This window comes from Nocardioides speluncae, assembly GCF_003121585.1.
Lineage (GTDB): Bacteria > Actinomycetota > Actinomycetes > Propionibacteriales > Nocardioidaceae > Nocardioides > Nocardioides speluncae.
The window spans coordinates 1-14,418 of record NZ_QEOO01000018.1 but is presented as its reverse complement, the minus strand read 5'-3'; the positions used below and the strand labels follow the sequence as shown (position 1 = coordinate 14,418).

The following is a 14,418-nucleotide window of genomic DNA, read 5'->3' as shown; positions in this document are numbered from 1 at the left end:
ATCTTACGTCTGGACCGATCTGACTTCATGCTCGATCCATGAGCGCGACCGAACCGCACCTGGAGGCCACGACCGCCCCCGCCGAGCCCGCCCGGCGGACCGTCCTCGCCATCGCGGCCGGCGCCGTCGCCTGCGCGCTCGTGGGTGCCTCGGTGCCGGTGACCGGGATGCTCGACGACTACCCGCTCATGGGCGGCCAGGCGCTGCGCTACGGGCTCGGCGCACTGCTTCTCCTGACCGTCGTCAGGATCCGGCGGCAGTCGCTGCCGGTCCCGACACCGCGCGACCTGCGGGCGCTGGTCGCGGTGGTGCTGGTCGGTCAGCTCGGGTTCAACGCCTTCCTTCTGATCTCGCAGCGGTACGCCGAACCCGGCCTGGTGGCCGCGGTCCTCGGCGGCACGCCGCTCGTGCTCGTCGTGCTCGCGCCGCTGCTGGCCCGCAGGCGGCCGGGGACCGTAGCGCTGCTGGGCGCCACCATCGTTGTCGCCGGCATCGTCACCCTCAGCGGCGGCGGCTCCTGGCACGGGCCGGGCCTGGCGCTCGCTGTACTCACGATGCTGTGCGAGGTCGGCTTCACGCTGCTGGCGATCGGCGTGATCGAGAGAATGGGCGGGCTCGCGGTCTCGACGTGGAGCTGCCTGATCGCGGCCGGGATGGCTGCGGTGCTGGCCGCGCTCGGCGACGGCTGGCGGGTGCCGACGGCACGGGAGGCGGTCGCGCTGCTCGTGCTCGGCTGGTGCCTGAGCGGTGCCTTCCTGCTGTGGTTCTTCGCCGTCGGCGTCCTGCAGGCGGACCGGGCCGGCACGCTTGTGGGCCTGATGCCGGTGGCCGGCCTGGCCGGCTCGGTGCTGCTCGGCGCCCAAGCGCTGACCGTGGTGGCGGTGGCCGGAGCGGCGCTGGTCGCCCTCGGCTGCATGGTCGGACTCTGGCCGTCGCCAAGCCGCGATTCCCGCTTTCCGGACGCGGTGCCGTAGTCTCTACTCACCAGTTCGTTCAGTCTTACCTCGAACTGAGCATGCGTCGCAGCTCCGATGCTCCGCATGGGCCTTCTCGGATCTTGGCTGTGGTGAGACACCCCACAGAAGAGTCACATTCACTTGTCTGCACAGAACTTCGGCCACTTCGGTGTGCCCGCCGACCTGGCGCGCGTACTCACCGACCTCGGCATCGACACCCCTACTCCCATCCAGTCCGCGACCCTGCCCGACTCGCTCGCGGGCCGCGACGTACTCGGCCGTGGCCGCACCGGCTCCGGCAAGACCTACGCATTCCTGCTGCCGGTCGTCACCCGGCTGGCCGCGTCCGGCCGCCGGCGTACCGCCAAGAAGCCGCGGGCGCTGATCCTGGCGCCGACGCGTGAGCTCGCCGGCCAGATCGAGACCGCGCTCGCGCCGCTGGCCAAGGCCGCGGGCCTGACCACGCTGGCGATCTTCGGCGGCGTCGGCCAGAACCCGCAGGTACGCCGCCTCCGCGACGGCGTCGACGTACTCGTCGCCTGCCCGGGCCGCCTTGAGGACCTGATCGGCCAGGGCCACTGCAGCCTGGACGCGGTCGAGATCACCGTCCTCGACGAGGCAGACCACATGGCCGACCTCGGCTTCCTGCCGGCCGTACGCCGACTGCTCAAGCAGACTCCCCGCGACGGCCAGCGGCTGCTGTTCTCCGCGACCCTTGACGCCGCGGTCAACGTGCTGGTCAAGCAGTTCCTGAGCAACCCGATCACCCATGAGGCCGACTCGGCGCAGTCGCCGGTCGCCACCATGAGCCACCACGTGCTGCACGTGTCGCGTGAGCACCGGGTGCCGGTGCTGGTCGACCTGACGTCGGCGCCCGGGCGGACCGTGGTCTTCACCCGGACCAAGCACGGCGCGAAGGCGCTGGCCCGGCAGCTCAACCGGCACGGCGTGCCGACCGTCGAGCTGCACGGCAACCTCGGCCAGAACGCCCGTACCCGCAACATGGACGCCTTCCACGCCGGCGACGCGACGACGCTGGTCGCTACCGACATCGCGGCCCGCGGCATCCACGTCGACGACGTGGCGCTGGTCGTCCACGCCGACCCGCCGAGCGAGCACAAGGCTTACCTGCACCGCTCCGGCCGTACGGCGCGCGCCGGCTCCGCCGGCACCGTGATCACGCTGATGACCGACGACCAGGTGCGCGACGTCCGGTCGCTGACCCGCGCGGCCGGCATCAAACCGGTCACCACCAAGCTCCGCGACACCGACCACCCGATCCTGAAGGAGCTCGCCCCCGGTGAGCGCACCCTGGTCGCTGGCGGCGTCACCGTCGCCGCGCCGGTGCGGCAGAGCACGCCGAAGAAGGCCAAGTCGACGAACCAGTCCGGCCAGCCCGCCCGCGCCAAGCAGGGCAAGCAGGCCGGCGGACGGGCCGGCGGACAGCAAGCCGGTGGCCAGCCGTCCGGCGGCGCGAGCAAGCGGGGCCGGCGCGGTCGCGGTGGCCAGGGTGGCAGCGGCGGCAGCGGTGGTCAGGGCAACGGTGGCGGCCAGGCACGCCAGCGCCAGGGCGGTCGCGCAGGCGGCAGCACCGTACGGCACACGTCGTCGTCAGGTGGCAGCCACAGCGCGGCCTCCTTCAGCGCCGGCCGTCGCTGACCGCCGCTAAGCCCGCAGCGGGTCCCAGGACAGCGGAGGTTTTACCGAGCGCGCGGGATACGCAGGAACTGTTCCCGGGTCCCTACGTCCCGCGCGACCGGCCCCTGGGAGGGGTCAGTGGCTCGTCCTGTTTCGTGCGGTGCCCGATGCGGGCGCGTTCAAACGCCCGTTCAAACGCCTCAGTGCAACCAGCGGTCGGTCAGCACGGTCCGGTCGCCGAGCGGCTGCACGTCGCGGCTGTTGCCGTCCGGGAACGCGTCCCGGAACAGCGCGACCTGGCGCGCGGACGCGGAGACCGGGTCGGTGAGCATCACCCACGACACATCCTCGGAGTACGGCGCGGTCGTCAGCGAGCCGGGATAGCGGTACGACGTGATCCGGTCCGGCAGCAGCTTGCGGAGGCTGATGTCGGTCACGGCGATGTTCGGCTCGCACTCCTCGGCCAGGTGGTCGAAGAGCCGGCCGAGCGTGTTGTGCGCCGCGCCCCGCCGTACCCACACGCCGACCACGAGCAGCTCGCCGTCGGAGTTGCGGTGCACCAGGTGCTGCTCGAGCGGATAGCTCCGGCCGTCGAGGTGGTGCTCGCTCGGGGTGTGCCAGTGGACCTGGAGCAGCTCGTACTCGTCGCCCCCCACGGTCAGCGAGGCCGTCCCCGGCGGCACCTCCGCGCGGACCGTCTCCTCCTCACCACGCACCTCACAGCCGTCCGGGTCGTCGGCGTCCTCGCGGATGTAGGTCATGGTCACTTCGGAGTCGTCGGGATAGTCGAAGTCCAGCACCGGTAGCAGGGCGTGGTCGAGGTCGCGGTGCCGGATGTCGATGGGGCTCTGCTCCTTGCCGGGATCCGGCTCGGCGGTGACCGCGTGGCCGGGGACGAAGGCAGCGACAGCGAGTGGGAGGGTGGCGGCAGCGAGCGCCAGCCGGTTCTTCATGGATGCTCCAGAGGCACGACAATTCGGACGAGGCAGTCTGGCACGCCTCGCCGCTCGCTACTTGTTCGCGCGCCGGGTGATCTCGGCCCGCTTCTCCTCGGTCATCGCGTCCTCGTAGGCGGTCACCAGCGCGGCGATGGACAGCGGCTTCAGCCGCTCGACGATCTGCTGGAGCTGCTCGGAGGAGATGTTGGAGGCGCGGTACGCCGGCCACACCATCGTGTTGAACACCTGGGTCAGCTCCTGCGCGACGGCCCGGCCGTGCTCGGCGTATACCTTCGCGGCGGCCAGCGCCGCCTCGCGTGGGAAGCCGAGGTCGATCAGCGAGACGCCGACCGAGAGGTGTGCGACCGCGACCTCGTAGTGGCCGCGCTCGGGAGTCTTCAGGATCCCGAGCGCGCGCAGGCTGTCCAGGTCCTCGTCGGTCAGCTCGCGGCCCGCCCGCTGCATCAGCTCGCGGCGGCTCATCGACTCGGGCAGCTCGGTGCCCCATGGCGCGAGCAGGATCCGGTGCAGCGCGATGTCCTCGGTGGTGGCGTCGTCGGGGATCGCGCTGACGTACTTCTCGATCGCCGCTAGCGTGAAGCCGTGGGCCTGCAGCTCCTGCACCAGCTCCAGGCGCGCCACGTGGTCGGGTGAGTAGTAGCCCGAGCGACCGCGCCTGATCGGCGGCGGGACCAGGCCACGCGTGGTGTAGAACCGCACGTTGCGCACGCTCATGCCGACCCGGCTGGTGAGCTGCTCAAGGGTCATCAGCTCATGCGCCGACTCCACGGCCGACTCCACAGCGTCGTCCATCCGAGGCTCCTCAGCTAGTTGCTTCGTGTAGCGCGGCTCACAGTTGACCCTGACAGTAATAGTGTCACAATCGTAGAACACCGACTTCACACCGAATCAAGGGATGGTCATGGCAGAAGCATTCGTGTACGACCACATTCGTACGCCGCGCGGCAAGGGCAAGAAGAACGGCTCGCTGCACGAGATCAAGCCGATCGACCTGGCCGTCGGCCTGCTCGACGAGATCAAGGTCCGCAACCCCTCCCTCGACCCGGCGTACGTCGACGACGTGGTGATGGGCATCGTCAGCCCGATCGGTGACCAGGGCTCGGTGCTGCCGAAGGTGGCAGCGCTCAAGGCGGGCTACCCGGAGACGGTGGCCGGCGTCCAGCTCAACCGCTTCTGCGGCTCCGGCCTGGAGGCCGTGAACCAGGCCGCCTCGCGGGTGCGCGGCGGCTTCGAGGAGCTGATCTTCGCCGGTGGTGTGGAGTCGATGAGCCGGGTCCCGATGGCCTCCGACGGCGGCGCCTGGGCGATGGACCCGCAGACCGCGCTCGGTACCGGCTTCGTGCCGCAGGGCATCGGCGCCGACCTGATCGCGACCATCGAGGGCTTCTCTCGTCAGGACGTCGACGCGTTCGCCGCCGAGTCGCAGGCGCGTGCCGCGAAGGCGCAGGCCAACGGCTACTTCGACAACTCCGTGATCCCGGTGAAGGACCTCAACGGCCTGACCGTCCTGGAGAAGGACGAGTTCATCCGCCCCGGCACCACGGTCGAGAGCCTCTCCGGCCTCCGGCCGTCGTTCGCCGACCAGGGTGAGCAGGCCGGCTTCGACGACGTGGCGCTGGAGAAGTACCACTGGGTCGAGAAGATCAACCACGTCCACCACGCCGGCAACAGCTCCGGCATCGTCGACGGCGCCGCGCTGGTCGCCATCGGCACCGAGAAGGCCGGCCAGGACCTCGGCCTCACCCCGCGCGCCCGGATCGTGAGCGCCGCCGTGTCCGGCGCCGACCCGACGATCATGCTGACCGCGCCCGCCCCGGCCTCCCGCAAGGCACTGGCCAAGGCCGGCCTCAAGGTCGAGGACATCGACCTGTGGGAGATGAACGAGGCGTTCGCCGCTGTCGCCATGCGCTTCATGAAGGACATGGGGATCACCCACGACGTCACCAACGTGAACGGCGGCGCGATCGCGCTCGGCCACCCGCTCGGCGCCACCGGCGCGATGCTGCTCGGCACCATGATCGACGAGCTGGAGCGCCGCGAGCTCAAGCGCGGCCTGATCACCCTCTGCATCGGCGCCGGTATGGGCGTCGCCACCGTCGTCGAGCTCGTCTGAGCGCCCGGAACCTCTGAGAACAGGACAAAGAAACCGTGACCGAGACTGTGACTGACACCGGGACCCAGAGCGCCGTCCGCTACGACAAGGACGCCGACGGCATCGTCGTACTCACCATCGACGACCCGACCGCCAGCGCCAACACTATGAACCAGCTGTACGTCGAGTCGATGAAGGCCGCCGTCGACCGGCTGTACGCCGAGGTCGACGACATCACCGGCGTGGTGATCGCCAGCGCGAAGAAGACCTTCTTCGCCGGCGGCAACCTCGACGACATGAGCAAGGCCACCAAGGAGAACGCGGCCGACATCTTCGCGATGGCCGAGGGCCTGAAGGCCGACCTGCGCCGCCTGGAGACCTTCCCGAAGCCGGTCGCCGCGGCGATCAACGGCGCCGCGCTCGGCGGTGGCCTCGAGATCGCGCTGGCCACCAACCACCGCGTCGCCTACGACCACCCGTCGGTGCAGATCGGCCTGCCCGAGGCGTCGCTCGGCCTGCTGCCGGGCGGCGGCGGCGTCACCCGCACCGTGCGGATGCTCGGCATCCAGGACGCGCTGATGAACGTGCTCCTGCAGGGCCCGCGCTACCGCCCGGCGGACGCCAAGGCCAAGGGCCTGGTCGACGAGCTGGTCGGCAGTCTCGACGAGCTGGTCCCGGCCGCCAAGAAGTGGGTGCTCGACCACAAGGACGACGCCGACGCCGCCCTGAACCCGTGGGACCGCGCGGGCTACCGGATGCCGGGCGGTCTGCCGTCCAACCCGAAGCTCGCGATGTTCCTGCCGGCGTTCCCGGCGCTGCTGCGCAAGCAGCTCAAGGGTGCCGACTACCCGGCGCAGAAGGCGATCCTGTCCGCGGCCATCGAGGGCGCGCAGGTCGACTTCGAGACCGCCTCGCGGATCGAGTCGCGCTACCTGACCAACCTGATCGTCAACCAGAACTCGAAGAACATGATCCAGGCGTTCTTCTTCGACCTGCAGGCGATCAACTCCGGCTCGCTGCGCCCCGACGGCATCGAGAAGTACACGCCCACCAAGGTCGGCGTGCTCGGTGCGGGCATGATGGGCGCCGGCATCGCCTACGTCTGCGCGAAGGCCGGGATGGAAATCGTACTCAAGGACGTGTCGGCCGAGAACGCCGAGAAGGGCAAGGCCTACAGCGAGGCGCTGCTCGACAAGGCGATCTCGCGTGGCAAGTCCACCGAGGAGAAGAAGGCGGCGCTGCTCGCCAAGATCAAGCCGACCGCCGACCCGGCCGACTTCGCCGGCGTCGACCTGGTGATCGAGGCGGTCTTCGAGAAGGCCGAGCTCAAGCACCAGGTGTTCGGCGAGATCGCGGCGCACGTCAACCCCGACGCGCTGCTGTGCTCCAACACGTCGTCGCTGCCGATCACCGGCCTGGCCGAGGGCATCGACCGGCCGAAGGACTTCATCGGCCTGCACTTCTTCTCGCCTGTGGACAAGATGCCGCTGGTCGAGATCATCCGCGGCAAGGAGACCTCCGACGAGGCGCTGGCCAAGGCGTACGACGTCGTACTCGCGATCAAGAAGACGCCGATCGTGGTCAACGACTCGCGCGGCTTCTACACCTCGCGGGTGATCGGCACGACCATCAACGAGGGCCTCCGGCTGCTCACCGAGGGCGTCGCGCCGATGTCGATCGAGCGGGCGGCGGCGCAGGACGGCTACCCGGTCGGCCCGCTGCAGATCTCCGACGAGCTCAACTTCCAGACCATGAAGAACATCCGCCTGGCCAGCCAGGAGGCGCTGCAGGCGGAGGGCAAGGAGCTGCCCGCCGACCCCGCCAACGACGTTATCGACTCGATGATCGAAGACGGCCGCGTCGGCAAGTGGATGGGCAAGGGCTTCTACGAGTACGTCGACGGCAAGCGCGCCGGTCTGTGGCCGGGTCTGGCCGCTCAGTACCCGGTCGCCGCGCAGGACGACCAGGTGCCGTTCGGCGACGTCAAGGACCGCCTGATGTTCGTCGAGGCGATCGAGACCGCGAAGTGCTTCGAGGAGGAAGTGATCACCTCCGCCGCGGCCGCCAACATCGGCTCGATCATGGGCATCGGCTTCCCGGCCAACACCGGTGGCGCCGCGCAGTTCATGACCGGCTACGTCGGCAAGGACGGTGAGGTCGGTCTCGGCGCGTTCATCAAGCGGGCCGAGGAGCTGGCCGAGAAGTACGGCGAGCGGTTTGCCCCGACGCAGTACCTGCGCGACCTGGCGGCGAAGGGTGAGACCTTCCCCGCCTAGCCAGTCGCGAGGTCGTGGGTCTCAGCGTGCGCTACGGCGCTCGCTGGGGCCCACGACTCATTTCTCCTGGGCGAAGCACTTGGTGAACTCGGTGGTGAACGTCTGGGTCGCGGCGGTCTGCTGGCGCAGCGCCTGGTCGCGAGTGGAGTCGTGGATGGTCTGGTCGCCGATGTTGTCGAGGCAGGTGACAGCGGCGTCGATCTGGGCGTCGGTGAGCGTGGTCGCCTTGTCCTTCTTGAGCAGCTCGCCGAACTCCTCCCAGTCGATGCAGGCGACCGTAGCGTCGCCGTACGCCTCCGCGGTCTTGGCGGAGACGCCCTTCGCGCCGGCGCCGCTGCTCGCCTCGTAGTCCTCGGTGAGCAGCTGGTCCTTGACCAGCTGCTCGAGGCCGACGTCGTCGACCAGGTGCTCGGCGAAGCAGCCGGAGATCTGCTGGGTGAACTCCGCCTCCGACTCGCGCTTCATCCGCGCGGTGAGGCTGTCGATCGCCTTCTGCTCCTGGTCCGAGCGGTCGGACCCGTCGTCGCCGCCGCAGGCCTGGAGGGTGCCGAGGGCCAGCAGGGTGGCGACGGTGAGTACGGCGGCTGCCGGGCGGGGCGTCCGCATAGGTGGTTCCTCCCGTTTTCGGGTGCCGTCCCATGATGGCGGGCGAGTCAAGCCCCTGTCTGATTTGTCTAGAGATTACTAAAACTTGCTAAAGAAGAGTGGTAAGGTCTAAACATCGCTAAATCCGTTGGCAAAGGTGGTCCCTCCGCGATGATTGCCGGCAACGTCAGCCCGTTCCGTCCGTCGTTCGGCACCAACCCGCCCGTGCTCGCCGGCCGCGACCAGGTTGCTGCTGCGATCGGCGATGCGCTCGACGACGGCCCCGGCTCCCCGGGCCGGGCCACGCTCTACACGGGTGCCCGTGGCGTCGGGAAGACCGTGATGCTCAACGAGGCTGAGGCGCAGGCCCGGCAGCGCGGCTGGGTCGTGATCTCCGAGACCGCGACCCGCGGACTGATCACCCGGCTGGTGAGCGAGGGGCTGCCGCAGGCGGCGGACCTGCTGGAGTTCCCGGACTTCGAGCGGCACATCTCCGGCGTACACCTGCCGATGAACCTCGGTGGCGTGGACATCGACATGGTGCCGCTGAACCGCCCGCCGACCGGGCTGCGCACCATGGTCAACTCCCTGACCGACCACCTCGCCGGGCAGGGCACCGGGCTGATGATCACCGTCGACGAGATCCATGCCGGCGTCCGCGAGGAGTTGCAGGCGCTCGGGATCGTGATCCAGCACTGCATCCGCGAGGAGCGGCCCGTCGCCTTCGTCGCGGCGGGGCTGCCGGCGACCGTCCAGGACCTCCTGAACGACCAGGTGCTGACCTTCCTGCGCCGCGCCGACCGGCACCACCTCGGCGTGGTCGACCTGGCCGACGTCGCCGACGCGCTGCGGATGCCGATCGAGGCGGCCGGCCGCACCATCACCGACCGCGCGCTGCAGGTCGCGGCCGAGGGTACCGGCGGCTACCCGTTCCTGATCCAGCTGATCGGCCACTGGGTGTGGCGGGTCAAGCCGGATGCGCCGACGATCGACGTCGTACAGGCACGGGAGGGGGTGGCGGCCGCGCGCCGGCGGATGGGCGCGCTGGTCCACGAGCCGGCCCTCTTCGACCTGTCGCCGACCGACCGCCAGTTCCTCGCCGCGATGGCCGAGGACAACGGGCCCAGCCGGATCGGCGACATCGCCACCAGGATGAACGTCGGCTCGTCGTACGCCTCGCAGTACCGGCTGCGCCTGATCGGCGCCGACATGATCCAGCCCGCCGGCCGTGGCCTGGTCGCCTTCGCGCTGCCCTACCTGCGCGAGTACCTCCGCGAGAACGCCACCAGCCTGGGGCTGTGACCGGTCACCCGGCCAGGGCGACCTCGAGTGCCTGGTCGGCGGGGCAGGGGTGGTCGGGGAGGACGCCCTTGCCTTCCCAGTTGGTGCCGGTGACGGCGTTGACGCTGCGCGCGACCGGCACGTGCACCTGCAGGGTCGGGCTCAGGTCGAAGGCCTCGCGCGGGTGCGCGCCGCCGCCGGTCACCTCGCCCACCACGGTGGCCCGGCCGAGCGCCTGCAGGTCGTAGGCGAGCTCCTCGCCGCCGGAGAACGTCGCGCTGCTGGTGAGTACGGCGACCTCGACGGTCGGCGGCAGCGCGTCCACGTCGCTGGTCGTCCAGTAGGAGTCGGCGGTGCCGTCGCGGCGTACGACGTCCTGCAGGTGGACCGGCTCCGGCCCGGTGAGGTGGCTGACGATGTAGGCAACTGTCTCCGGTACGCCGCCGACGCAGGCGCGGAGGTCGATCACCAGCCGCTCGACGTCGGCCAGGAGCGCGAACGCGGCGGCGAGGTAGGGCGCGGCGGGCTCCCGCGGGCCGATCACGGGACCCAGTGCCAGGAGTCCGGTGGCCGCGTCCAGGCGGAGTACCTCGGCGACCCCGCCGGAGGTACGACGCATCTCGGCTGCCCAGTGTGCGCGAGCGGCGGCCTCGTCCTGGTCGGTCGGAACCCCGTCCGGGTAGTGGCGTACCCGGAGGTGCTTGTCGGCGCTCGCGGCCAGCAGTGCCTCGGTCACGGCGGTCGCGAGCGCGGGCTCGTCGGCGGGCAGGGTGATCCCGTTCAGCGCGGCCGCGATCGACTCCCCGCGGTCGGCGAAGACGTAGTGGTCGCGGACGAGGGTCTGGATGCGGTCGATCAGCGAGTCGGTCATGGGAGCAGTGAAGTCGGGGGTTGACCTAAGCGTCTACTTCTCTTAACGCTTAGACCTATGACCGACCTCCTCGATGCCAGCGGGCCCGACCAGATCCGGGCGTTCTCGCACCCGCTGCGGCACCGGATCTGGCGCGAGCTCGGCGGCGACGGCGCCACGATCAGCCAGCTCGGCAACCGGCTCATGACCAACAAGGGCAACATCGCCCACCACCTCGGCGTACTCGTCAAGGCCGGGCTGGTCACCAAGGGCCCGACCCGGACGGTGCGCGGCGGGACCGAGCAGTACTACCTGCGCACCTCGCGCCGGATCCGGTTCGCTCCCGACGTCCCCGACGAGGCGACCGCCGCAATGCTGACCTCGATCGGCGAGGAGATCGTCCGCGCGCGCCGGCCGCTGCTCAACCACCGCACGATCCGGCTCACCCGCCGCCAGGCCGAGGCCCTCTCCGCGCACCTGGACGAGCTGCTCAACCGGCTCGAGCCGGCCGGTCCGCGCGAGCAGGAGTACGGCGTGCTGGTCAGCCTCTACCGGCGATAGTCCAGAACGTTTGTCATCACTTTCGGCCGAGAAATGATGTCAAACGATCTGGACTATCGAGGTGTTGCGGCGTGTCGGCCGGCGCGGCGGCCGAAGAAGGAGCCCTCGCCGAGCTGGGTGCCGGAGGCGTAGCCCTTGCCGTCCTGGGCGATGTTGGAGGCGCAGGCGCCGGCGGCGTACAGGCCACCGATTGTCGAGCCGTCCTCGCGCAGCACCTCGCCGTCGACGGAGGTGGCCAGGCCGCCGAGGGTGAAGCCGGCGTAGAGCGCCTTGCCGAGGGTCAGGTCGAACGCGCCCCACGGCCCGGTGTCCTGCGGCGCCAGCCAGTCGGGGTGCTTGTGGAAGTCGGGGTCCTCGCCGCGGGCGGCGTACTCGTTGTAGCGGTCGAGGGTGGCGCTCAATGAACCCTCGGGCAGCTCGAGCGCGGCCTCCATCTCGGCGACCGTCTCCCAGCCGTCGATGAACGGTGCCAGCGGGAACGCCGGGTGCTCGATGTGGGCGCTGTCGACGATCAGGTACGCCGCGTGGCCGGGCTGCTCCATCACGAAGCCGGAGGTGCGGGAGTGGTAGGAGTCCTCGGCCACGAACCGCTGCCCGAGCTTGTTGACGACGATCCCCTTCACCAGCGAGGACGGCGGGTAGAACGGCGCGGTGATGAAGGCCTCGTCCATGAACCGAGTCGCGCCGCCGGCCGACTCGCCGAGCCGGATGCCCAGCCCGTCGTCGTACGTCGAGCCGAGCACGAACGGCTTCTCTGCCAGCTCCGGGGTGTACGCCGCGACCATGTCGCGGTTCATCACGAAGCCGCCGGCGGCGAGCACCACGGCCCGCGCCGCGATCACGCCGGACTCGGCGAAGCGTCGCCAGCCGACGCCGATGACGGCGCCGTCCTCGTCGCGCACCAGGGCGGTTGCGCCGGTCTCGTAGCGCACCTCGACCCCGGCCTTCTCGACCGCCTCGCGCAGCAGGTCGATGACCAGCTTGGTGCCCTCGGTGTCGCCGGGCACCGGCACCTTGTGGCCGCGCGGCGCCGGGCGAGCCCGGTCGCGGAACGGCCAGACCTTCTCGTTGCCGGAGTAGATCAGGCACTCGGTTCCGGGCTGGATCACCATCTTCTCGGGCAGGAAGCTGCGCTCGAACTCGAACCCGAGCGCCTCCAGCCAGCCGAAGTGCTCGACGCTGCCGTCGCAGTAGGCGCGGATCTTCGCCTCGTCCGGGTCGGCCGAGACCGCCATCAGGTAGCCGAACATCTCCTCGGCGCTGTCGTCCTGGCCGGTGGCCTGCTGGACCGGCGTACCGCCGCCGAGATAGAAGTGGCCGCCGCTCATCGCCGAGGTGCCGCCGGGGACGGCGGCCCGCTCCAGGAGTACGACGCGAGCGCCCGCGCGTGCCGCCTCCAGGGCCGCACAGCCGCCCGCGATGCCGAAGCCGACCACGACGACGTCGGCCGAGTCGACCACGCCGTCGAGCGCGGAGGTGGGCAGGAGCGCGGGCAAGGCGAGGCCGTCGGCAGTCACCCGCCAAGAGTAGAACGTGTTCCACTCCGGCGAGAAGGGGCCTGGCAAGTGACGGTGACCATTAGACTCAGGGCCACCGTCCGACGGCCCCCACGAGGTGAACTTGACCTTCGACGTGCACCAGCTCGATCAGTTCCTGCTGGTGGGCTCGGTCGTCACCCTGCTTGCGATCCTGGCGGTCCGGGTCTCCACCCGCGCCGGGCTGCCGAGCCTGCTCCTCTACCTGCTGATGGGCGTCGCCCTCGGCGAGCGCGGGCTCGGGATCCCGTTCGACGACGCCCAGCTGGCACACGCGCTCGGCTTCCTCGGGCTGGTGGTGATCCTCGCCGAAGGCGGCCTGACCACGAACTGGTCCCAGATCAAGCCGTCGATGCGGCTCGGCACCTCGCTGGCGACCGTGGGGGTAGCGGTCTCGGTGACGCTGATGGCTCTGGGCGGCCACTATCTGCTCGGCCTGCCATGGGAGCTGGCGATCCTCCTCGGTGCGGTCACCTCGCCGACCGACGCGGCCGCGGTCTTCTCGGTGCTCCGGGTGGTGCCTATCTCGCGGCGGCTGGCCGGCACTCTGGAGGCCGAGTCCGGCCTCAACGACGCGCCGACCGTCGTGCTCGTCGTACTCATCTCGTCGGGACACGCGCTCGAGCACGGCATCCTCGGCGCGATCGGGCTGATGGTGTTCGAGCTCGCCGCCGGCGTGCTGATCGGACTGGCGATCGGGGCCGGCGGGGCGTGGCTGATGCGGCGGGTGGCGCTGCCGTCGTCCGGTCTGTACCCGATTGCGGTGATCTCGCTGACCCTCCTGGCGTACGCCGTCGGCGCGGCGGCGCACGCGTCCGGCTTCGCCGCGGTGTACGTCGCGGCGCTGGTGCTGGGCAACTCCGAGCTGCCACACCGCTCGACCACCCGATCATTCGCCGAGGGCTCGGCCTGGCTGGCCCAGATCGGGCTGTTCGTGATGCTCGGCCTGCTTGCCTGGCCCGGCCGGATCTCGCTGACCACCGTCGGGCTGGCGCTGGCCGCCGGGCTGCTGCTGACCTTCGTGGCCCGGCCGGTGTCGGTGCTGGTGAGCTCGCTCGCGCAGCCGAGGCCGTGGCGTGAGCTCGCCTTCGTCTCCTGGGCCGGGCTGCGCGGCGCGGTCCCGGTCGTGCTCACCACGATCCCGCTCGCCGAAGGAGTGGACGGCTCGGAGCGGCTGTTCGACCTGGTCTTCGTGATGGTGGTCGTATTTACGCTGCTGACCGGGCCGACGCTGCCCTGGGTGGCCCGGCTGCTCGGCGTCACCCGGAGCGAGGCCCGCGACCTCGATGTGGAGGCGGCGCCGCTGGAGCGGATCGCCGCCGACCTGCTGCAGATCACGATCGGGCCGGAGTCGAAGCTGCACGGCGTCGAGGTCGGCGAGCTGCGGCTGCCGAAGGGGGTCTCGGTGTCGCTGGTGATCCGCGACGGCCACACGCTGGTGCCGGACCAGCGGACCGCGCTCCGCCGCGGGGACGACGTACTCCTGGTCTCACCACGTCGCGCCCGGCTGGCCGCCGAGGCACGGTTGCGGGAGGTGTCGGCCGGTGGCCGGTTGGCGCAGTGGCTGCGAACCAACCGGCCTCCCGGCGACTAGATGACTGATTCCAAGGGGTACGGCGGTGTGGCGGCGGTGATGTAGGTCGAGGGTGTCCAAGAGTCGGTGTTGCGAACCAACTCAAGCTCTG

Annotated in this window: 12 protein-coding genes; 7 read left to right on the top strand and 5 right to left on the bottom strand. The window is 70.4% G+C overall.

All coding sequences use genetic code 11. The features are described from left to right. The first annotated feature begins 38 nt into the window (after positions 1 to 38). Together DDV73_RS10890 and DDV73_RS10885 are read left to right on the top strand one after the other, a co-directional pair. Positions 39 to 974 carry a DMT family transporter gene (locus tag DDV73_RS10890; RefSeq protein ID WP_109507275.1) on the top strand — a complete coding sequence of 312 codons (936 nt, stop codon included), beginning with the start codon at positions 39 to 41 and terminating at the stop codon, positions 972 to 974. Between the two features lie 123 nt (positions 975 to 1,097). Beyond that, the gene (locus DDV73_RS10885) at positions 1,098 to 2,615 is read left to right on the top strand and encodes a DEAD/DEAH box helicase (protein ID WP_109507274.1); all 1,518 of its coding nucleotides are present in this window, start codon (positions 1,098 to 1,100) and stop codon (positions 2,613 to 2,615) included. Positions 2,616 to 2,794: 179 nt separating this feature from the next. Here the strand turns inward: DDV73_RS10885 and DDV73_RS10880 are convergent, their stop codons facing one another. Next, complete coding sequence (locus tag DDV73_RS10880) at positions 2,795 to 3,547, bottom strand: carbonic anhydrase family protein (protein WP_109507273.1); 753 nt, start codon at positions 3,545 to 3,547, stop codon at positions 2,795 to 2,797. A gap of 57 nt (positions 3,548 to 3,604) precedes the next feature. Then, complete coding sequence (locus tag DDV73_RS10875) at positions 3,605 to 4,345, bottom strand: MerR family transcriptional regulator (RefSeq protein WP_109507272.1); 741 nt, start codon at positions 4,343 to 4,345, stop codon at positions 3,605 to 3,607. 109 nt (positions 4,346 to 4,454) lie between these two features. Here DDV73_RS10875 and DDV73_RS10870 point away from each other — a divergent pair, with 109 nt between their 5' ends. Together DDV73_RS10870 and DDV73_RS10865 are read left to right on the top strand one after the other, a co-directional pair. Next, complete coding sequence (locus DDV73_RS10870; RefSeq protein ID WP_109507376.1) at positions 4,455 to 5,666, top strand: acetyl-CoA C-acetyltransferase; 1,212 nt, start codon at positions 4,455 to 4,457, stop codon at positions 5,664 to 5,666. A 35-nt stretch (positions 5,667 to 5,701) separates the two neighbouring features. Beyond that, complete coding sequence (locus DDV73_RS10865; protein WP_240617239.1) at positions 5,702 to 7,921, top strand: 3-hydroxyacyl-CoA dehydrogenase NAD-binding domain-containing protein; 2,220 nt, start codon at positions 5,702 to 5,704, stop codon at positions 7,919 to 7,921. 57 nt (positions 7,922 to 7,978) lie between these two features. Here the strand turns inward: DDV73_RS10865 and DDV73_RS10860 are convergent, their stop codons facing one another. Beyond that, on the bottom strand, positions 7,979 to 8,527 hold the full coding sequence (locus tag DDV73_RS10860) for a hypothetical protein (protein WP_109507271.1): 549 nt from the start codon (positions 8,525 to 8,527) through the stop codon (positions 7,979 to 7,981). A 150-nt stretch (positions 8,528 to 8,677) separates the two neighbouring features. Here DDV73_RS10860 and DDV73_RS10855 point away from each other — a divergent pair, with 150 nt between their 5' ends. Then, positions 8,678 to 9,808, top strand: coding sequence for an ATP-binding protein (locus DDV73_RS10855; protein ID WP_109507270.1), 1,131 nt, complete (start codon positions 8,678 to 8,680; stop codon positions 9,806 to 9,808). Positions 9,809 to 9,812: 4 nt separating this feature from the next. Here the strand turns inward: DDV73_RS10855 and DDV73_RS10850 are convergent, their stop codons facing one another. Next, positions 9,813 to 10,658, bottom strand: a complete 846-nt coding sequence (locus DDV73_RS10850) for a S41 family peptidase (protein WP_109507269.1) — start codon at positions 10,656 to 10,658, stop codon at positions 9,813 to 9,815. A 57-nt stretch (positions 10,659 to 10,715) separates the two neighbouring features. Between DDV73_RS10850 and DDV73_RS10845 the strand changes: the two genes are divergently transcribed. Beyond that, complete coding sequence (locus DDV73_RS10845) at positions 10,716 to 11,198, top strand: ArsR/SmtB family transcription factor (protein WP_109507268.1); 483 nt, start codon at positions 10,716 to 10,718, stop codon at positions 11,196 to 11,198. Positions 11,199 to 11,251: 53 nt separating this feature from the next. On the opposite strand, the gene DDV73_RS10840 is transcribed toward DDV73_RS10845, so the two are convergent. Further along, complete coding sequence (locus tag DDV73_RS10840; protein ID WP_240617238.1) at positions 11,252 to 12,715, bottom strand: FAD-binding protein; 1,464 nt, start codon at positions 12,713 to 12,715, stop codon at positions 11,252 to 11,254. Between the two features lie 103 nt (positions 12,716 to 12,818). Here DDV73_RS10840 and DDV73_RS10835 point away from each other — a divergent pair, with 103 nt between their 5' ends. Then, entirely contained in the window at positions 12,819 to 14,327 is a 1,509-nt protein-coding gene (locus DDV73_RS10835) for a potassium/proton antiporter (protein WP_109507267.1), read from the top strand. The last annotated feature ends 91 nt before the right edge of the window (positions 14,328 to 14,418 follow it).